Annotated in this window: 22 protein-coding genes; 9 read left to right on the top strand and 13 right to left on the bottom strand. The window is 63.2% G+C overall.

Going from position 1 to position 19425, the window contains the following annotated elements:
- Position 1 precedes the first annotated feature (1 nt).
- From NKJ23_RS11685 to NKJ23_RS11660, 6 genes are read right to left on the bottom strand one after another with little or no spacing between them, the layout of a single operon-like run.
- Positions 2-1261, bottom strand: a complete 1260-nt coding sequence (locus tag NKJ23_RS11685) for an ABC transporter substrate-binding protein (protein ID WP_352680392.1) — start codon at positions 1259-1261, stop codon at positions 2-4.
- Between the two features lie 48 nt (positions 1262-1309).
- Entirely contained in the window at positions 1310-1738 is a 429-nt protein-coding gene (locus tag NKJ23_RS11680) for a DUF4440 domain-containing protein (protein ID WP_352680391.1), read from the bottom strand.
- 8 nt (positions 1739-1746) lie between these two features.
- Positions 1747-2802, bottom strand: coding sequence for an aldo/keto reductase (locus NKJ23_RS11675; protein ID WP_352680390.1), 1056 nt, complete (start codon positions 2800-2802; stop codon positions 1747-1749).
- Positions 2799-3158: a TIGR04076 family protein gene (locus NKJ23_RS11670; RefSeq protein ID WP_352472221.1), complete on the bottom strand. Its 360-nt coding sequence runs from the start codon at positions 3156-3158 to the stop codon at positions 2799-2801. Before NKJ23_RS11670 ends, NKJ23_RS11675 begins: the two co-directional genes overlap by 4 nt.
- Positions 3159-3647 (bottom strand): DUF3830 family protein, encoded by a 489-nt coding sequence (locus NKJ23_RS11665; protein WP_031211593.1) that lies wholly within the window; start codon positions 3645-3647, stop codon positions 3159-3161.
- Positions 3644-4381, bottom strand: a complete 738-nt coding sequence (locus NKJ23_RS11660) for a GntR family transcriptional regulator (RefSeq protein WP_352680389.1) — start codon at positions 4379-4381, stop codon at positions 3644-3646. The genes NKJ23_RS11665 and NKJ23_RS11660 overlap by 4 nt, the downstream gene beginning before the upstream one ends.
- 126 nt (positions 4382-4507) lie before the next feature.
- Here NKJ23_RS11660 and NKJ23_RS11655 point away from each other — a divergent pair, with 126 nt between their 5' ends.
- The 6 genes from NKJ23_RS11655 (at position 4508) to NKJ23_RS11630 (ending at position 9442) form a co-directional block, all read left to right on the top strand.
- The gene (locus tag NKJ23_RS11655; RefSeq protein ID WP_352680388.1) at positions 4508-5305 is read left to right on the top strand and encodes an ABC transporter ATP-binding protein; all 798 of its coding nucleotides are present in this window, start codon (positions 4508-4510) and stop codon (positions 5303-5305) included.
- Positions 5302-6051, top strand: coding sequence for an ABC transporter ATP-binding protein (locus tag NKJ23_RS11650; RefSeq protein WP_352680387.1), 750 nt, complete (start codon positions 5302-5304; stop codon positions 6049-6051). The genes NKJ23_RS11655 and NKJ23_RS11650 overlap by 4 nt, the downstream gene beginning before the upstream one ends.
- On the top strand, positions 6048-6956 hold the full coding sequence (locus NKJ23_RS11645; protein ID WP_352680386.1) for a branched-chain amino acid ABC transporter permease: 909 nt from the start codon (positions 6048-6050) through the stop codon (positions 6954-6956). The genes NKJ23_RS11650 and NKJ23_RS11645 overlap by 4 nt, the downstream gene beginning before the upstream one ends.
- Positions 6953-7930: a branched-chain amino acid ABC transporter permease gene (locus tag NKJ23_RS11640; protein WP_352680449.1), complete on the top strand. Its 978-nt coding sequence runs from the start codon at positions 6953-6955 to the stop codon at positions 7928-7930. The genes NKJ23_RS11645 and NKJ23_RS11640 overlap by 4 nt, the downstream gene beginning before the upstream one ends.
- A complete protein-coding gene (locus tag NKJ23_RS11635) occupies positions 7927-9219 on the top strand; it encodes an NAD(P)/FAD-dependent oxidoreductase (protein ID WP_352680385.1) in 1293 nt (430 codons plus the stop codon). Before NKJ23_RS11640 ends, NKJ23_RS11635 begins: the two co-directional genes overlap by 4 nt.
- Positions 9220-9295: 76 nt before the next feature.
- Positions 9296-9442 carry a hypothetical protein gene (locus NKJ23_RS11630; protein ID WP_352452379.1) on the top strand — a complete coding sequence of 49 codons (147 nt, stop codon included), beginning with the start codon at positions 9296-9298 and terminating at the stop codon, positions 9440-9442.
- Between the two features lie 51 nt (positions 9443-9493).
- On the opposite strand, the gene NKJ23_RS11625 is transcribed toward NKJ23_RS11630, so the two are convergent.
- From NKJ23_RS11625 to NKJ23_RS11600, 6 genes are all read right to left on the bottom strand, one after another.
- Positions 9494-10330, bottom strand: a complete 837-nt coding sequence (locus NKJ23_RS11625) for a GNAT family N-acetyltransferase (RefSeq protein ID WP_352680384.1) — start codon at positions 10328-10330, stop codon at positions 9494-9496.
- 5 nt (positions 10331-10335) lie between these two features.
- Entirely contained in the window at positions 10336-11076 is a 741-nt protein-coding gene (locus NKJ23_RS11620; RefSeq protein ID WP_352680383.1) for an aspartate/glutamate racemase family protein, read from the bottom strand.
- Positions 11077-11078: 2 nt separating this feature from the next.
- Positions 11079-11897, bottom strand: a complete 819-nt coding sequence (locus NKJ23_RS11615) for an ABC transporter permease (RefSeq protein WP_352451583.1) — start codon at positions 11895-11897, stop codon at positions 11079-11081.
- Positions 11898-11901: 4 nt separating this feature from the next.
- Positions 11902-12813, bottom strand: coding sequence for an ABC transporter permease (locus tag NKJ23_RS11610; RefSeq protein WP_352612193.1), 912 nt, complete (start codon positions 12811-12813; stop codon positions 11902-11904).
- 197 nt (positions 12814-13010) lie between these two features.
- Positions 13011-14300 (bottom strand): ABC transporter substrate-binding protein, encoded by a 1290-nt coding sequence (locus NKJ23_RS11605; RefSeq protein ID WP_352451581.1) that lies wholly within the window; start codon positions 14298-14300, stop codon positions 13011-13013.
- A gap of 35 nt (positions 14301-14335) precedes the next feature.
- Complete coding sequence (locus tag NKJ23_RS11600) at positions 14336-15424, bottom strand: ABC transporter ATP-binding protein (RefSeq protein ID WP_352680382.1); 1089 nt, start codon at positions 15422-15424, stop codon at positions 14336-14338.
- A gap of 258 nt (positions 15425-15682) precedes the next feature.
- On the opposite strand from NKJ23_RS11600, the gene NKJ23_RS11595 reads away from it, so the two are divergent.
- Complete coding sequence (locus NKJ23_RS11595; protein WP_023676076.1) at positions 15683-16396, top strand: GntR family transcriptional regulator; 714 nt, start codon at positions 15683-15685, stop codon at positions 16394-16396.
- A 7-nt stretch (positions 16397-16403) separates the two neighbouring features.
- Here the strand turns inward: NKJ23_RS11595 and NKJ23_RS11590 are convergent, their stop codons facing one another.
- The gene (locus tag NKJ23_RS11590; protein ID WP_352680381.1) at positions 16404-17501 is read right to left on the bottom strand and encodes a lactonase family protein; all 1098 of its coding nucleotides are present in this window, start codon (positions 17499-17501) and stop codon (positions 16404-16406) included.
- A 189-nt stretch (positions 17502-17690) separates the two neighbouring features.
- On the opposite strand from NKJ23_RS11590, the gene NKJ23_RS11585 reads away from it, so the two are divergent.
- Entirely contained in the window at positions 17691-18242 is a 552-nt protein-coding gene (locus NKJ23_RS11585; protein WP_352455282.1) for a MaoC family dehydratase, read from the top strand.
- Positions 18243-18245: 3 nt separating this feature from the next.
- A complete protein-coding gene (locus NKJ23_RS11580; protein WP_352680380.1) occupies positions 18246-19406 on the top strand; it encodes a CaiB/BaiF CoA transferase family protein in 1161 nt (386 codons plus the stop codon).
- Positions 19407-19425 lie beyond the last annotated feature (19 nt).

The raw sequence follows: 19425 nt of genomic DNA, 5'->3' as shown, positions 1-19425 counted from the left end.
CTTACTGAAGCTTCGCCTGCAAGGCGTTGACATCATCCGTGGTCATTTCGCCGTCGGTCGTCACCTTGCCATCGACGATCTTCCAGAGGCGGAACGGGCCGGTGATGTCGCCGTATTTGTCGAAGGCGACCGGGCCGATGACGCCTTCGTAGCGGATCGGCTTGCCATCCTTGATCAGGCCGAGCGCCTTGGCGAACTCGTCTTTGCCGGCATAGATCGGCGTGCCGGCCGGGTCGACCGCCTTGTACATCGCGTCCTTGATCTTGGCCGGATCCTCGGAGCCGGCAATGGCGATGGCCAAGCCGACGATGGCGCCGGCATCATACGACCGGTCGGCCGCCGGGTTCGACGGTTCGATGCCCGAAAATTCCTTGTAGTTCTTGGTGAAATACTCGGTCGATGCGGTCGGGCTGGTGCCGGAGGAAGTGCCGTACGCATCCTTCAGGTAATCCGAGCCAACGGATTCGATGAAGTCCGGGCTGTTCATGCCGTCATTGAGCAGGAATTTCTGGACACCGCCCTGCGAAATCCAGGTGCGGGCGATTGTTGCGCCGTCGACGGGCGTGCTGACGAGATAAAGCCCGTCGGGCTCGCCGGCCATCGCCGCCGTCACTTCCGAGGCATAGCTCGACTGCTTTTCATTGTAGGGCGTGTCGGAGACGATGGTGCCGCCGAGTGCCTTATAGGCGCGCGAAAATTCCGCCACCATGTTGACGCCGAAGTCGTTGTTGACGTGGATGACCGACAGCTTCTTGAAGCCTTTGTCGATGGCATATTTGGCGGCAGCGACGCCCTGCAGTGCGTCCGAGGTGATGGTGCGGAAGAAGATGCCGTTGGTCTTGCCATCGCGTCCGAGCGCCGTCAGCGTCGGCGACGAAGAGGCTGGCGACACCTGGACGATCTTGGCCGGAGCGGTGACCGAGGTCAGGATCGGGATCGACACCGAGGAGATGATGCCGCCGATGATCACCGGCACCTTCTTGACCTGCACGAGTTGTGTTGCGGCATCGACCGCGATGTTGCCCTGGCTCTGGCTGTCGCGGGTGTCGGTCGCGAGATCGCAGCCGCGCACGCCGCCGGCATCGTTGATATCGCGGAAGGCCATCTCGACCGACTTGGCGCCGGCCTGTCCGTATTCGCCGGCCGGACCGGTCAATTCCATGACGAGGCCGACGGTGATCTTGCAATCGGCGGCTTGCGCTGTGCCGGCCGCTGTCAGCAGAGCGAGCGCGGTGGTGATCTGAAGTATGGTCTTTGTCATTGTCGTTCCCCTTTCGTTGCACGACTCTCATTGATGTCATGAGCCTGTTCAGCCTTCCGCCACCTGCAGCCAGGTTTCATGCAGATGTCGCCATTCGACGCCGTTGGGCGCCGATGAGCTGGTGGTGAAAACGGCACTCGAGCGGCGGCGGCTGTGCTTGCCGGCGCGCTGCTGTGCTTCGATGTAACAGACGACGATCATGTCGCCTTGTTGCCAGCCGGCCCGGATTTCCTCGATCGAGATACTGAAATCGCCGTCGCAGCTGGCGCGGCTTGCCCTGACATGGTCGAGCACCGCGTCACGATCGAGGACCTGGCCATCCGGCGCAACCATGCAGAAACCTTCGCCCATGACGCGTTCGAACCGCCTGAAATCTGCATTGTCCGCACTCGCCGCATTGAACCAGTCTACGAAGAAGCGGTGGAGATCGACCACCTCGACGCTGGCGCGGGAAAGCAAGGAGGGCTTTTCGTCCATGGCCGCGTTCATTTCCTGCCCGCATTCAAATTGTAGTGCATGATCGAGCCGTGGCGGCCGTGGCGGTCGCGTTCCAACGTGTAGACATCACCCAATGGCCCACGGCTTTGCGCGATCACGGCAGCGATCCTCGCCCGGTCGTCGGCATCGAGCGCGACGTCCATGATTCTGGCATTGGCAAGGGCGTGCGCCTGGTTGCGGGCGCCGACGATGACGGCCGCCACTTGCGGCTGCTCCAGCACCCAGGCGCTGGCGATGGTGGCGATATCGACGCCGTGGCGGTCGGCGACGGCCTTCAGTGTGCGAAGCAACTCCTGGAAAGGCTCCCAGCCACCAAAGTCGTCAATGATCAGCTTGTATTTGACCAGCGATCGGTTTTCGAGCGGCGTCTGCGGCTCGGCAGCGCCAAGCCATTTTTCGCTGAGGAAGCCGCCCGCCACCGAACCGTAGCAGAGGAAACTGACGCCATGCCGGCTGGCGAGCGCTGCAAGGCTGTTGGCTGGCCGCTGGTCGAGCACCGAGTATTGCAATTGTTGGCTGACCAGCGGCACGCCGGCGGCCAGGATCTCGGCCAACCGCGGCGTGTCGAAGTTCGTGGTGCCGATGTTGCGCACCTTGCCTTCCCTGCGAATTTCGTTGAGCCAGCCCATCGCTTCGACGTAGCCGGGCAGCGCATAGTCCCACCAGTGGAACTGCACGAGATCGAGCCGCTCGGTCTTCAGCCGCCGCAGCGACTGCTCGACGATGCCTCTGATGTAGTCGCGGCTGATATTGGAAAGCCTTTCCAGGTCAGGCACCAGCTTGGTGTGCACCTTCATTTTGGTGGCAGCGTCGAGGCCACGCTCATTGGCAAGGCGCAGGCGCGCCGCGCCGATCAGCTCTTCGACACCGGTATAGATATCGGCGCAATCATAGGTCCTGATGCCGGCGTCGAAGGTGGCGATCAGGTCAGTTACCGCCTGTTGGCGGTCGATCGCGCCGTGCCCGCCGGCAAGCTGCCAGCCGCCGCGAATAACGCGCGAGATCGTATAGCCGGGGCTGAGCTCGAAAGCCTTGGCGGTCATCTCCGGTCATTCTCCTTCGGCAGCGGCACCGCCGTCGTTTCGGCATGGCTGAACCGCCGCTTGCCGGTCCTGACGATCCGGAGCCGGCTGGCACAATTGGGATCCGGACAAGCGATCTCGGCGTCCGACGTCATCCAGTCGTTCCTGTGGGTCGGGCGCTGCTTTGCGGCCAGAAGCGGCAACACTGCCGCAATGGAATAGATCGAGAAACCTTGCCCCGCCGGCATCGACAGCATCTCGCCCTTCAACTCGAAGTAGTCGCCGGGCTTGGCGCCGCAATAGATCGGCTTGCCCTCGGGGATAACCGCCTCGACGCGAAGGTCGAAGAGTTCGAAACTGTCGTCGGTCTCAGCCATTCAGATCTCCACCCGGGTGAAGGTGATGTCGCAGGCACCGTTGCGACGGATCACGCCACAAGCGGCTGCGAATTTATCGCGATCCTCAGGCACCACCTGCGCGACGACGCTTCCGGCAAGCCAGCCGATCGGGAACAGCAGGCGTGCACCCGCTCCGTAGAACAGGCCGACGTCAAAGATGGCATTCGGGTTGCCGCCCCACATGCGCGGCGGCACGTAGGACAACACGATGTCGCCCGGCTGCGGCGTCAGCGTTGCGTTCTCCGCCGGCAAGGGCCTGGCATAGGTTTGGCCCTCAAGTTCGGCTGATGGAACCGGGCAGGAGATTTCCGGCCCCGTCCACATAGCATGGATGCCCGCAACGACGCGCGGCTGCTCGAGATACGCCAGCAGGAAGGCAGCGTTGTCGGGCGCCTTTTCAGGCAACAGCAGCGCGGTCACGGAAAGCATCGAGTGTGGCTCGGTGATGTTGATGCCAGGCACCGTCATGCCCTCAATCCTTCCTTGCTTGTGGATTGGAGCTTGTCGCGCAGAAAGGCGAAGGGCCGGCTGATGTCGGCCACCAGCGCCTCGCGCGCCGCTTGCGCATCCTGCCTGGAAAGCGCTGCGACGATGCTGCGGTGGTAGTGGGCCGTATCGACCTCGCCGGCGTCGGAGAAGGCGTAAATGGCAACGCGGATGCAAGGCCCGGATTGCAACCACAGGCTCTCGATCATCGGGATCAGCACGGCGGAACCGCAGCAACGGTAGATCTCGAAATGGAAGCTCTGGTTGAGCGTGGCCTCGCGGTCGATATCCTTCTTGTGCTTCAGCGCCCGCATCTCGTCCCACTCGCCGAGCATGGCTTCGACCGAAGCGATCTGGCGCGGGTTCATGCGCGCGGCGGCCAGCGCGATCGCTTCGCCCTCGATCAGAGAGCGGGCGCGCAAGAGGTCGTCGATGCGCTCCAGCGTGATCGGCGGCACGCGCACCGAACGGTTGGGAAGCGCCTCCAGTGCCTTCTCGGTGATCAGCCGTCCGAGCGCCTCGCGCACCGGCATGGTGCTGGTGACCAGCGCGTCGGCGAGGCCGCGGATGGTCAGAACCTGGCTTGGCTCGAAAAGCCCGCCGATCAAGGCGCGGCGCAGCTCCGAATAGACGCGATCCTGCACGGTCTCGCGGCCGACCGGCGTAAGCTGGGCTGCGATCATCTCATTGTTCTTTTCGATGGCGGCCTTCTGCATAGGCAATCCCGGTCTTGGCCGTTTTCGGCTTGCGGAAGAAATTAAAGCCGAATAGCGTGATCAAAGCAAGCGTGATCACAAATCAAATCAGAGGCGACGAAGATCGCTTTTCGGCCAGAGGAATTGATGAGCGACACGACGGAACGGCAGGAGGAGATCCGTACGCCGGTCCTCACGGCCAGGAACGTCCTCAGACGCTTCGGCGGCCTGGTCGCGGTCAACAATGTCTCGTTCGACGTCCGGCCGGGCGAAATACTTGGCCTTATCGGCCCGAACGGCGCCGGCAAAACCACGATGTTCGACCTGCTCGCCGGCAGCATTCTGCCGACCAGCGGCGAAATCCTCCTCAACGGCGTATCGGTGTCGGGGGAAGCTGCCCATCGCCGCATTGGCCGCGGCCTTGGCCGCACGTTCCAGATCCCCCGGCCCTTGCCTAACCTGACGCTGATCGAAAACGTCATGCTGGCCGCGCAAGGGCAGGCCGGAGAAAAACTGCTCGCCAATTTCCTGACGCCCCGGCGGGTCGCTGCCGAAGAAAGGGCTGCCGAGACAAGAGCCGTCGAACTGCTCGAACTCGTCACGATCGCTCACCTCGCGCACGAACCTGCGCGCGTGCTTTCAGGCGGCCAGCGCAAGCTGCTCGAGTTGGCCCGCGTGATGATGGCCGACCCGGCGATCATCCTGCTCGACGAGCCGGCGGCCGGGGTCAACGCAACCCTGCTCGAGATCATTATAGACCGCATCCGCGACATCAATGCGCGCGGCATCACCTTCCTGCTGATCGAGCACAATATCGACATGGTGACGCGGCTTTGCCACCGCGTGCTGGTCATGGCGAGCGGCCAGCTTCTGTGCGAAGGCACCCCGGGGGAGGTGGCGCGCGATCCGCGCGTCATCGAGGCCTACCTCGGAGGCACGGCATGAGCCAAAAGGTACTCGATGTCCGCGATCTCGAAGCCGGCTACGAGCCTGGCGTTCCGATCGTGCGCGGCGCTTCGATCACCGTCGACCAGGGCGAGATCGTCGTCGTTCTCGGTCCCAACGGCGCCGGCAAGTCGAGCCTTATCAAGGCCATCGCCGGCCTTGTCCCGATCACCGGCGGCACGGTGCTGCTGGACGGCAAGAATATCACGGCGTCGCCCGCTCACATCATGGTCCGCCTTGGCCTTGCCTTCGTGCCACAGACAGAGAACATCTTCCCGCTGATGTCGGTCGAGGACAATCTCAGGGTCGCCTGCGGCATCCTGAGGCCGCGCGAGGTCCCAGCCCGCATCGAGGAAATGTATGCGGCCTTTCCCGATCTCGCCCGTCAGCGCAGAACGGCCGCGGGCAATCTGTCGGGTGGACAGCGGCAGATGCTGGCCGTCGCCCGGGCGTTGATCGTCCATCCCAAGGTGTTGGTGCTCGACGAGCCGTCGGCCGGCCTGTCGCCGAAATTCGTGGCGATGGTGTTCGAGATGCTGGCCGGCATCCGAAAGTCCGGCGTCACCATCCTGCTGGTCGAACAGAACGCCAAGGCAGCGCTTGCCATTGGAGACCGCGCCTATGTGCTGGTCGAGGGCAAGGAGCGGCACCAGGGCGTCGCCTCCGAGCTCTGGAACGACCCGGTCGTCGCTGAACTCTATCTTGGCCAGCGCCGCCTCGACCTTGGACAAGGAAGCGCGGCATGAACCTGCAATTCGTCATCGACGGACTGCTGGCAGGGTCGATGATCGGCCTCGGCGCCATCGGCGTGACACTCACCTATTCGATCCTGCGCTTCTCGAACTTCGCCCATGGCGACTTCATGGCCTGGGGCGCCTATGCGACGCTCGCCGTGGTTGGCGCCATTGGCGCGATTTTCGGCAAGATCGCGCCGATCGCGCCCCTCTCCTTCGGTTGGCCGCTGATCGTCGCGCTCGTCATCGGCATGGCGGCCACCGGCCTGCTGGCGCTGGCGCTCGACATGGTGCTGTTCGCGCGGCTGCGGGCTAAGGGCCAGGCGATCATCGTGGTGATGGCGAGCTTCGGCGCCTCGATGGCGCTGAGAAGCCTGCTCGAATTCATCTTCACCTCGCGTCCGACCTATTTCAGCCGGGGGATCCAGATCGCCATGCCGATAGGTTTCGGCATCCGCATCACCCCGGACCAGATCGCGCTGCTGCTGCTGACCGCCGTGCTGGTGCTCGGCGTGCATCTCCTGATGACGCGGACCCAGACCGGCCGCTCGATGCAGGCATTGAGCCAGAACGCGGCACTTGCGCGCATCGTCGGCATCGACGTCGCCAGGGTGGTGCGCGTCACCTGGATCATCGGCGGCGCGCTGGCCTGCGTCGCCGGCGTCATGATCGGCATTCTCATCCAGATCCGCCCGTTCATGGGTTTCGAGATGCTGCTGCCGATGTTCGCGGCCGCCATCCTCGGCGGCATCGGCAGCGTGCCCGGCGCCGTTCTCGGCGGCCTGATCATCGGCATGGCCGAAGCGGCTGCCGTGCAATTGATCGGCGCCGAATGGCGGGCAGCCGTCTCGTTCATCATCCTGATGGCGGTGCTGTTCGTGCGGCCCATCGGCCTTTTCGGAGTGAGGGAACGCTGATGGATCTGCTCGGCTACGGCGCCTTCTTCCTGACCACCGCGCTGATCTTTTCGCTCATCACGCTCGGGCTCAATCTGCAATGGGGGCTGACCGGGCTTTTCAATGTCGGGGTCGCCGGCTTCGTTGCCATCGGCGCCTACACCTCGGCGCTGCTGACCACGCCCGACGATGCCGCGCGCCTGGGCGGCTTCGACCTGCCGATCCTTATCGGCTGGCTTGGCGCCATGCTGTTGGGCGGCGTCGCCGCCGCCATCACCGGCATTGCCACGCTACGTCTGAGATCGGACTATCTGGCGATCACTACTTTCGGCGTCGCCGTCGTCGTGCAACTGGTAGCGCTCAATGCCCAGAAGCTGACCGGCGGGCCGTTCGGCATCGGCTTCATTCCGCGTCCGTTCGGCGGTCTTGCCGAAACGCCGTTGCTGTTCAACCTTTCGAACCTTGCGATCGTCTCGGTGGTGACGCTGATCGTCTATCTCGCGCTGGAGCATCTGTCGCGCAGCCCATGGGGGCGCGTGTTGAAGGCGCTTCGCGAGGATGAGCGGGCCGCGATATCCCTAGGTAAAAGCGCGCGGTTCTACCGCGTCCAGGCCTTTGCCGTCGGTGGCGCCATCATGGGGCTTGCCGGTGCGCTGCAGGCGCATTTCACCGGCTTCATCGCCCCGGACAATTATTTGCCGGCGCTGACTTTCCAGGTCTGGGTGATGCTGATCGTCGGTGGCTCGGGCAGCAACATCGCCGCCGTCATCGGCAGCATCCTGGTCTGGGCGATATGGGCCGGATCGGGAGCCTTGACCAGTATGTTGTTCTCGCCGGAACAGCAGGCCCGCGCCGCTTCGCTGCAGATCGTCGCCATCGGCGTGATGCTGTGCGTCATCCTTCTGGTCAGGCCGAACGGCCTGTTTGGCGACAGGCCGCGGCGTCCAAGGTTCGGCAAGCGTGCACGCGTGGCCCCGAGCGAGAGCGGCTCATGAACGCTGTGACCCGGCCGCACGGCGTTTCCCTTTGGCATGCCGTCAGCCGCAGTCGCCGCGACCGGCCCACCCTCGAAGGCGCACTCGATGTCGATCTGGCAATTGTCGGCGGCGGGTTTTCAGGCCTTTCCACCGCGCTGCACAGTGCCGAGAAAGGCATCTCGGTTGCCGTCCTCGAGGCGGAAATCATCGCCTGGGGGGCAACCGGCAGGAATGCCGGCTTCGTCGTGCCGAATTTCGCGAAAAGAGACCCCGACGATATCATTGCCCAGCTCGGGCCCGAGCGCGGCGAACGCCTTGTCGATTTCGCCGCCGGCAGCGCCGACCTCGTCTTCGACCTGATCAGGCGGCATGCCATCGAATGCGATGCCGTCCAGAGCGGCTGGATACAACCAGCCCATTCACCGGCCGCTTTGCAAAAGACCAGATCGCGCGCCGAACAATGGGCACCACGCGGAAGGCCGGCTGTTGCGCTGGATAGACAGGCGGTCGAAGAGCTGACCGGCGTTCGCGGTTATCTCGGCGGCTGGATCGACAGATCGGGTGGCGTCCTCAATCCGGTCGAATATGCGCGCGGATTGGCCGACGCGGCGGAAAAGGCCGGAGCGCGCATCTTCGAGCATACGCGTGTCGCGTCGATCGATCACATAGGCGATGGTTGGGCTTTGAAGACGGCCTCCGGTTCGGTACGCGCAGGAAAGGTGCTGGTCGCCACCAACGCCTATGGCGGAGCGCTGGATCGCGCGTTGCAGCGAACCTATTTCCCGCTGAAAATCTTCCAGATCGCGACAGCGCCGCTGCCGCGCGAAATACGCACTCGCCTGCTTCCTGGCGGGCAAGGCGTCGGCGACACAAGACGCAATCTCTTCACCTTCCGCTTCGACGGCGAAAACAGGCTGATCACCGGCGGCATGCATGTTTTTGGCCCCGGTGCCGACACGCGGGTGCCGCGGGCGATCTGGCGGCGGCTTGCCGGGCATCTCGATCTCCCGGACATCCCGCCGCTTGAATACAGCTGGTCGGGGATGGCCGCCGTCGAGCCCGACTTCCTGCCGCACCTCGTCGATCTCGGCCTCGGCCTGATCGCGGGCTTTGCCTGCAACGGGCGCGGCATCGCCATGACCACGAGCATGGGCAAGGTGCTTGCGGATTGGGCTGATGGAACAAAGCCTCAGGATTTGCCGCTGCCGTTTGCGCCGCCGTCGCCGATCCCGTTCCATAGCCTGATGCGGCATGCACCAAACATGGTGCTCCCCTGGAGCATGCTGCGCGACCGGCTGGATGGCTGATCGACGTGCGTCTCCGGCCGCCGTCCTGATACCCGAACTGCTAGACTCGCCCACATCATGTTGTTAACGACAGCGGATGAAGCAGAACTATCTTTATCTCATCATCGGCGCTTTGGCCGTCGCCGTTATTGCGTTGGGGATTTACGTTTATCGCGAGGAGACTAGGCCGAAAGGCGTGGAACTTCGCATCGACGATTCCGGCATTTCAGTTCAGGAAAAATAGACCGCGTAGTCCTGTTGCCCGACTTTGCACTGGAAGTCGTCTTGTACCGCCTCACCCCAACTCCAACGTCGTTATCGCAAAAACTCCGGACTGCATGAGCTGCGGCGCCTTTCCGTTGTACATCCGAGCCGTCTCGAAGCCCGGTTGAAGGCCTGCGGACGACAGCAAGTCTGCAAATTGCCGGCTGGTTTCGGGAACGTCGAGATGGACGTTTCCGGGACCGGACATGTGCGCGAGCGCGGCGAAGAGATGGCTTGCCGCGTCCAGGCTGTCGGCAAAGAGCGGGCCGATCTTGCAGCCGTCCCGGCATTGGCGCGCGACGCCGTATCCCGCAATGGCGCCGTGCTTGAGGATCGCAAGCGCCATATGCGGCGGGCGCAGCCAGTGTTCCAGGAAGGATCGCCTCGGGCCGGGAAAGAAGCGGCGGTCATAGTCCAGTATGTCCGGCACGAGTTCCGGCCCTATGGCGCGAATGTCGTTGCCGACGGCTGCCGGGACATTGGGCGACCCCATGAACCGGATCGTCCGGTAGGCCGGTGCAAAACCCATGCTGCGGTAGTTGGCCTGCTGTTCGACAACGCCGTCGAGGCCGATCGTGCGGTTGCCGAGCCGCGCCATGCCGGCATCCCAAACTGCCTTGCCGTGGCCTTGGCCACGCCTGTCCGGCCGGCAGATGTAGAGGCCGATGAAGCCGAAACCGTCGCCATAGGCAACGGCCGAAATGCCGGCCGCCATCTCGCCATCGATAAAGGCGCCGATGAAGCCCTGCGGGTCGGCTGCCTGGAACAACGCGGCATCGTTAAGGCCGGGATTCCAGCCTTCCGCCGCCGCCCAATCGACAAGGGTTTGCACTTCTTCACGTGCGAGCGTTCGGATCGTTCGGGGCATTGCGATCACTCGGCGGCGCCAGGCGCGAAGGATTTCAACGCGCCATGATAAGACTTTGCCAACGGGCTTGCATAGGCGCCGCGCTTGGATGTCGTCAGGCCAAGGGCGATCAATGCCTCGGCCTGTTTCACGGCAGCGCCCACGCCGTCGATGACCGGAAGCCCGAATTCCCGCTGCAGCGCCGCCGCCAGATCGGCCATGCCGGCACAGCCGAGCACGATCGCCTCGGCGCGATCCTCGTCGATGGCGCGCGCAATCTCGTTGCGCAGCCTGAGCAGTGCGTCGGACGCCGTATCTTCGAGGGCAAGAACCGGGATGTCGGCGGCGCGCACACGCGCGCGCCCTGCCATGCCATAGCGCTGCACCAACCCTTCGACCGGCACGCGCGAACGTCCGGTGGTGGTGACGACGGTGAAGCGCTGGGCGATGAACGAGGCCGTGCTGAGCGATGCCTCGCAAATGCCGATGACCGGAATGTTGGCCATGGCGCGCGCGGCATCGAGGCCGGTGTCGTCGAAACAGGCAATGATCGCGGCTTGCGCGCCCGAGCGTTCGCCGGCGGCGATCTCGACCAGCAGGCCGGGCACGGCAAGTGCTTCATCGTAATAGCCTTCGATCGATACAGGTCCCATCGACGAGGTGACGGCAACGATCTTCGTCGATTGAGCAGCGACCGATCGGGCCGCCGCCGCGATAGTGTCGGTCATGCTGGCGGTGGTGTTTGGATTGACGACGAGGATCTGCACTGTCAGGCACGCTCGCGGCGGCGGCCGACATAGACGATTGCGCCGAGCGTCAGCAGGATCACCAGGAAGGAAAACACGGTCGTCACGGTGCCCAGCGCATAGAGCACCGGCGTCGTGACATTCGTCGTCATGCCGTAGATTTCGAGCGGCAACGTGTTGAACGTGCCCGAGGTCATCAGCGTGCGGGCGAACTCGTCATATGACAGAGTGAAGCCGAACAGGCCGACGCCGATCAGGCTGGGCGCGATCATCGGCAGCACGACATGGGCAAAGGTCTGCCACGACGATGCTCCGAGATCGCGCGCGGCTTCCTCATAGGCTGGCGAGAACCGGTTGAAGACAGCAAACATAATCAGCACGCCGAAAGGCAAGGTCCAGGTCAGATGGGCGCCGAAAGCGGAGGTGTACCAGGCGGGGCGGAAGCCGATCTGCTGGAAGACGACGCCGATGCCGAGACTGATGATGATCGACGGCACGACCAGGCTGGCGACGGCCAGATAGAACAGTGCGGTTGCGCCGCGAAATTTCTGCCGGAAGGCCAGGCCGGCGAGCAGCGACACGGCGACAGTGACGACCATCACCATCAGGCCAAGGACGAGCGAGCGTTTGAAGCTGCCGCCGAAGTCGCCGACCGCCTGGCGCTCGAACAAATTGGCGAACCAGTGCAGCGACACGCCGTTCAGCGGAAATGTCAGACCGCCGTTCTCGCCCTGGAAAGAGAGGATCAGGATCGCCGAAAGCGGGCCGTAGAGGAACAACACGAAAAGACCGAAGAACGCCGCCAACACATAGAATTCGAGGGTGCGCTTGTCCTGGCTCATCGCCTCACAGCTCCTTGCGGATGTCGACGATGCGCAGGATGCCCGCGACCATCAGCAGCACCAGCACCAAGAGCACGACGGCGTTGGCGGCGGCTGCCGGATATTGCAGCAGCGACATCTGGTTCTTCATCATCAGCGCGACGGAGGCGCTCTGCCCGCCGGACATCACCTGCACCGTCGAGAAGTCGGCCATCACCAGGGTGACGACGAAAATGGTGCCGATCGCCATGCCGGGCTTGGCGAGCGGAATGACGACGTTCCACAGAACCTGCCAGCCGGAAGCGCCGGCGTCGCGCGCGGCTTCTATCAACGACTTGTCGATGCGCATCAGCGTATTGAAGATCGGCGTCACCATGAACAGCGTATAGAGATGCACCATGGCCAGCACCACGGCGAATTCGGAATAGAGCAGCCATTCGATCGGCTTCGGGATCAGCCCCATTTGCACCAGCGTCGAGTTGACCAGGCCATTGCGGCCAAGCACCGGAATCCACGAGATCATGCGGATGATGTTGGAGGTCAGGAACGGCACCGTGCAGACAAGGAACAGCACCATCTGCATGGCCGTGGTCCTGATATGGAAGGCAAGGAAATACGCGACCCAGAAACCGATGAACAGCGTCAGCGCCCAGACGATGGCGGCGTATTTCAGCGTGTTCAGGTAGGTTTTCCAGGTGACCCAGGAGCCGAGCGTGTCGGAATAATTGGTGGTCAGGAAATCCGGATACATCGCTGCGAAATCGTAATCCCAGAATGAGACCACGGCGATCATCAGGATCGGCAGCAGGAGGAACGCGCCGAGGATCAGCGCCAGCGGTGCCGCCTGAAGATAGGGTGCGACTCCGGCAAAGGAGCGCCTACGTCTGGCAGGCTTTGCAGACGTAACGTGCGTGGATTGTTCGAGCGCTACTGCCATCTATATCTCGGTCGAAGTCGGCGATGTGACTGAGGGGTGTTCCCTTCTCCCCCTGTGGGAGAAGGTGGCCGAGCGAAGCTCGGTCGGATGAGGGGTGTTCCAGCTTGGCACCAACAGTGCTCCGTCCAGCACCCCTCAACCGTCTTGGCGCTGCGCGCCAATCCACCTTCTCCCACAAGGGGAGAAGGCAGAGGGCATCAAGCAGCGATGAACTCGTTCCAGCGCTTCACCATGTAGCGGTCCTCGTCCATGACCGAGTTCCAGCAGGCGACCTTGCCCATGCGCTCTTCGAACGAGCCGCCGTCACGCACGGCGCCTGCCTTTTCCATGACTTTGCCGTCCGGCGACAGGATGTCACCCTTAGCCGGCTTGCCTTCGATCCAGTAGCCCCACTCGTCCTCGGACATGAACTTCTTGGCCGACACCATGTTGGCCGAGTAATAGCCCTGGCGGTTGAGATAGCCGCCAACCCAGCCGGACGTGTACCAGTTGATGTATTCATAGGCGGCATCGAGTTCGGCGCCGGAGAGATGGGCTGCCAGGCCAAGCCCGCCACCCCAGGAGCGGTAGCCTTCCTTGAGCGGCTGGAACCGGCACGCGATGCCCTTGGAGCGGACCGCGGCCACGGCCGGCGACCACATTGACTGGATCACCACTTCGCCTGAAGCCATCAGGTTGACGCTCTCGTCGAAGGATTTCCAGAAGGCGCGGAACTGGCCGGCTTGCTTGGCCTTGATCAGGAAGTCGATCGTCTTGTCGATCTCCTCCTTGGTCATGTTGCCCTTGTCGGCATATTTGATATTGCCGGTGGCTTCCATGATCATCGCCGCATCCATGATGCCGATCGACGGGATGTTGAGGATGGCGGTCTTGCCCTTGAAGGCCGGATCCATGATGTCGGCCCAGGTGGTGATATCGCGGCCGACGAGGTCGGGGCGGATGCCGAGCGTATCGGCATTGTAGATCGTCGGCACCATGGTGAACCAGTTGGTCGGCGCCTTGGCGAAGACCTTGCTGTCCTGCGCCTCGACGTAACCGACGGTATGCGGCGCGGTGCCCTGGGCAATGACGCTGTCCGGCGTCAGCTTGCCGGTTTTGAACAGCGGCACCAGCTCGTCGTAATATTTCAGCTTGGTGACATCCATCGGCTGCAGGACGCCTGTCGGGAACACCTTCTTGCAGATCCAGTATTCGATGTCGGCGATGTCGTAGCTGTCGGGCTGCGTCACGGCGCGCTGCGCGGCGGCGTCGGAATCGGTTGCTGTCATCTCCAGCGTGATGCCGAGGTCGGCCTTGCACTTGTCGGCGATGGCATTGAGGTTGGATACGCCGGTGCCGAACTGGCGCAGCGTGATGTTCGATTGCGCCCAGATGGTCGGAAAGCCTGATATGGCGCCGGAACCGGCGGCGAAACCGACGGCGGCGGCACCTGTCTTGAGCAGCGAACGTCGCGATATTCCAGTCTTCTTGTCGGTGGTGTTGGTCATGTTCAGTTCCCCTGTTTTTGTTGGTTATGCTGGATTCAGGAATCGAGACGGCCAAGGACGATCGCGTCCTCGGCGTCCCAGGCGATCGGCACTGCGTCGCCGACGGCAACCGGCCTGGCGAAGAAGCTGGTGTCGTCGACGATTACGGTGAAATCCTCGATGCCGGCGCCATTGACCGAGAGCTTCACGGTCGAACCGCGGTACTCGACGTTTGAAACGATGCCGGTGAAGCCGAGCCCGGCTGCCGGCGGCTCGCCGATGCGCACGTGGTCGGTGCGAATGGCGATGTCGATGGGTTCCCCGGTCTCCCTGCCCTGCCCGCTGGCGGCGAGCGTGACGCCGCCGGGCACATCGAAAACGACCATGCCGTCGCGACTGCCGGCGACGCGCCCGGAGATGACATTGTGGTCGCCCATGAAACGAGCGACGAAGGCCGTGGCCGGCCGCTCGAACACCGTGCGAGGGTGCGCCGCCTGCTCGATACGGCCGTCGTTCATCACCACGATCAGGTCGGCCAGCGCCATCGCCTCTTCCTGGCTGTGGGTGACGTGGACGAAAGTGATGCCGAGCGACGTCTGCAGCTTCTTCAGTTCGGCTCGCATGCGGATCTTCAGGAAAGGATCGAGCGCCGAAAGCGGTTCGTCGAGCAACAGCGCCTCGGGATCGGTGATCAATGCGCGCGCAAGAGCAACGCGCTGCTGCTGCCCGCCGGAAAGCTGCGCCGGGCGGCGGCTGGCATAGGCCTCCATCTGCATCAGCTTCAGCATGTCGAGTGCCTTGGCGCGGCGCTCCTCCTTGCCGACGCCTTTCATCTTCAGGCTGAAGGCGACATTGTCGATCAGGTCGAGATGCGGAAACAGTGCGTAGGACTGGAACATCATGGCAGTGCCGCGCCTGGCCGGCGGCAGGTCGGTGACCACCGTGTTGCCGAGACGCACGTCGCCACTCGATATGCTCTCGTGCCCGGCGATCATGCGCAGTGTCGAGGTCTTGCCACAGCCGGACGGACCGAGCAGGCAGCAATAGGTTCCCGCAGGGATTTTCAGGCTGATGCCTTCGACGGCAGTCGTCGCGCCATAGACTTTCGAAACGGACACAATGTCGATTTCGGCGGCTTTGGACATCCAGCTTCCCCTTTGGTCGGATTAGCCAAAGCATCATGCGTGCCAGTTACGCGCCGCCGCACCAACCGACTGAATCCTCGAAGAAATCAGGGCCGCCTCTATATAGCTGCCGATACGTCGCCCTTGTGCAATGCACAAATTATAGGCGATTGCCGCCGATCTTCGCAAAGATCGTATGCAATCTTTTTTATCTCTGTATTCACTTTGTCTCTCGTCCAAGCGATGCGATTCAGGGTAGAAGAACGCAGGACCACTGCCATGAACATTGCCGACCAGACCTTCCCTGCTATCGAGGCCGCCAACGAGGATCGCGCGCAGGCGATCCGCGACCAGTTGCGCGACGCGATCGTCGATCGCCGGCTGGCGCCGGGAACAAAGCTTTCCGAAGGCGAAGTCGGCACGCTGTTCGATGTCAGCCGCACCGTGGCGCGTGCGGCACTGCAGATGCTTTCCTTCGAGGGATTGGTGCGCACCGAGCGCAATCGCGGCGCCTTCGTCGCCAACCCGTCGCCGGAGGAAGCGCGGCAGGTTTTTGCTTCGCGCCGGCTCATCGAACCAGGCATCGCGATTGCCGCCGCCGGACGGATGACGCCGGCGCATGTCGCCGCGTTCAAGGCCCAGCTCGACGAAGAAGGCCGTTTCATCGCCGAACGCGGACCGAACGCAAGGCGATCGGAGATCAAGGCGTCGGGGGATTTTCACCTGCTTCTGGCGTCGGTCGCGGGAAACGTCATCCTGCAGCGCTTCATGGAGGAATTGGTCGCTCGTTCATCGCTGGTGATCGCACTCTATGGCCGCTCGGGCATCTCGAGCTGCGGCCACAACGAACACACGCAGATCCTCGAGGCGCTGGAAAATGGCAATGCCGAACGCGCCAGCGCGCTGATGCTGCACCACATCGACCATATCGAGGCCGACCTCGATTTGCGCGTCAGGAGCGGCCCGGCACTCAGGCAGGCGCTCGAGTTCTGAGATCGCGTCAACGCACGATCCTCACGCACATCGGCGTGCCAATTTCGATGGATCGGCCGGTGTCGGTCAGCCGGCCGGTTGCGGCATCACGGGCGAAAATCGAGATGCGGTCGGCATTCTGGTTGGCCGAGAACAGATGGCCGCCCGAGGGCGTCAGTGCCAGATTGCGCGGCGTGGCACCGCCGCAAGGCGTATAGTCGACAAGGGCAATCCTGCCGGTTTGCTGGTCGATCGAAAACACCACGATGCTGTCATGACCGCGGTTGGAGCCGTAGAGAAAGCGGCCGTCAGGCGAGATCTGGATGTCGGCGCAGTGATTGCCGTCGCGCGCCTCGGGCGGCACGGCCGGCTTGCTGTCGATCACCGTAAGCTTGCCTGATGCTTCGTCCAGCGCCAGCGAGACAACCGTCGAATCCAGCTCGTTCATGACGAACACGAAGCGACCGCCCGGATGCAGTGCGAGATGGCGCGGACCCGCGCCTGGCGCAAGCGCCGACTCGGCGAGCTTCGTCAGGCTGCCGTCTGAGCCGATGCGATAGGACACCAGCCGGTCGATGCCGAGGTCAGCGACGATCGCCATGCCGCCGGCAACCGTCTCGGTTACGCTATGGGCATGCGGCCGCTCCTGGCGGGCAGGATCTGGTCCGGTCCCGCTATGGGCAACGCTCGACAACGGCGCTGTCAGGCCGCCATTCTCACCCAACCCATAGACCACGACCGAGCGATCGGGGCCGCCCTCGCCCATGCCGTAATTGGCGACCAGCAGCTTGGTCCGGTCGCGCGTGATGGTGTTGTGCGCCGTGATGCTGCCCAGCGTCGGCTGCTTGTTGATGTAGGACAGCGTGGCGGTCTGCCTGTCGAAACGGTAGGCCGAGACCACCCCTTCGCGCCAGGTGAACACTTCTGAGTTGGCATAGACGTGGGAGCCGGCCGGCGTAACCGACAGGAAGGTGGGATTGTCGATGTCTCCCGTCTCGGCCAGTTTCTTCGTCTGCAGCGTCCCTTCGTCGAAACTGTAGACACCCAGCCCGATGCCGCGCGCGCCCCGAAAATACGGGGCGTCGCGATTGAGGCTGCCGACGAAAACCAGACAGGCATTCTGCATCACTTCCTCCCTTGTTCCGCCGGCATTGGCCCCGACGGAGCGGCAAAATTTCGCCTGTTCACGCTTGCAACACAACCCCATATGTGAAAATACTATTCACAAAAGAAGATTGACGGGAGGATCGATCATGCATTTCGCTGGTCTGCGGCGCGCCCTGATGGACGATTCCCGCTCCCAGAGGAAGTCGTCATGAGCGGTTTCGCGCCAACCGTGGGCGTGGCATCGACACACCCCGCCAACATGCCTAGGGATCACGCCGACCTTCCCGTCTGGAACGCGGAGAACTGGTTCTACGAAGACTGGCCGGTCGGCCAGAAGATCCGCTCGCTGCGCCGGACCATTGCCGAGGGCGACAGCCATCTCTTCAACACGCTGGTGCTCGACATCCATCCATACGTGCAGGACCAGATGTTCGCCGAAACGCAAGGCATTTTCGGCAAGCGGCTGGTGGCAGGGGCCTTCGTGTTCTCTGCCGGGCTCGGTCTCGTCGCCACCAATTGCATTAACGCCTTTTCGTATGGCTACGACAAATTGCGCTTCATCAAGCCGGTGTTCATAGGCGACACGATCTATTCGATCCGCTCCAACCTCGACAAGAAGCCAAAATACAAGGAAATGGGGCTGATCCGCGCCAGCTATGAAGTCTTCAAGGGTGAAGGCGAGCTCGTGCTTTATTGCGAGCACCTGCAGACGGTGAAGTACCGCAATCCGGCCGATTTCGCCGGCAAGACGGAGAAATAGGCAATGGCTGCCATTGCCGAACTGCCGCTGACCGGGCTCATCGTTGTCGATATGAGCCAATTCTTGTCCGGGCCCTACTGCTCGCTCAGACTGCTCGACCTCGGCGCTCGCGTCATCAAGATCGAACGGCCGGACGGCGGCGACCTGTCGCGCCGGCTCTATCTCAGCGACACCGAGATCGGCGGCGATTCCACCATTTTCCATGCGATCAACCGCGCCAAGGAAAGCCTTGCCATCGACTTGAAGGACGAGGCCGACCTTGCGGCGCTGCGCGGCCTGCTGGCCAAGGCCGACGTGCTGATCCAGAATTTCAGGCCCGGCGTCATCGAACGCCTGGGCTTCGATTACGAGGCGGTGCGCAAGATCAATCCGCGCCTGGTCTATGCCTCGATCAGCGGCTATGGCGAGGAAGGCCCGTGGGTCAAGCGGCCCGGGCAGGATCTGCTGGCGCAGGCCCGCTCCGGCGTGATGTGGCTGAACGGCGACGAGGACCAAGGGCCGGTGCCCTTCGGCCTGGCGATCGCCGACATGCTGGCGGGTTCCGCCGCCGCGCAAGGCATCCTCGCCGCACTGGTGCGGCGCGGCGTGACCGGCAACGGCAGCCATGTCGAGACCAGCCTGCTCGAAGCGCTGGTCGACTTCCAGTTCGAGGTGCTGACCACGCATCTCAATGACGGGCGCCGGCTGCCGCGGCGGTCGAGCTTCCGCAGCGCGCACGCCTATCTCTCGGCGCCCTACGGCGTCTATCCGGCCAAGGACGGCTATCTGGCGATCGCCATGACGCCGATCTCGAAACTCGCCGATCTCCTCGGGCTCGAGGAACTTGCGCCCTATCGCGACCAGCCGTCGACCTGGTTCACCGCCCGCGACGAGATCAAGGCGATCATCGCGCAAAAGATCGCAACGAAGACGGTCGACGAATGGCTTGCCATTCTCGAGCCTGCCGACATCTGGTGCGCCAAGGTTTTGAGCTGGCCGGAAATGATGGCCAGCGAAGGCTTCCAGGTCCTCGACATGCTGCAGACGGTGACGCGCGAGGATGACGTTTCGATCCTCACCACGCGCTCGCCGCTCAGGGTAGACGGCATCCGCGCGAAGGTCGAGCGGGCCGCGCCACGCATCGGCGAGCACAGCGCAAAAATCCGCGCGGAGTTCGGGCTGTGAGCGACGTCACGCTCAAAGG

Source organism: Mesorhizobium sp. M0184 (genome assembly GCF_040322215.1).
Classification (GTDB): domain Bacteria; phylum Pseudomonadota; class Alphaproteobacteria; order Rhizobiales; family Rhizobiaceae; genus Mesorhizobium.
This window is presented reverse-complemented; position numbering and strand designations above follow the sequence as displayed.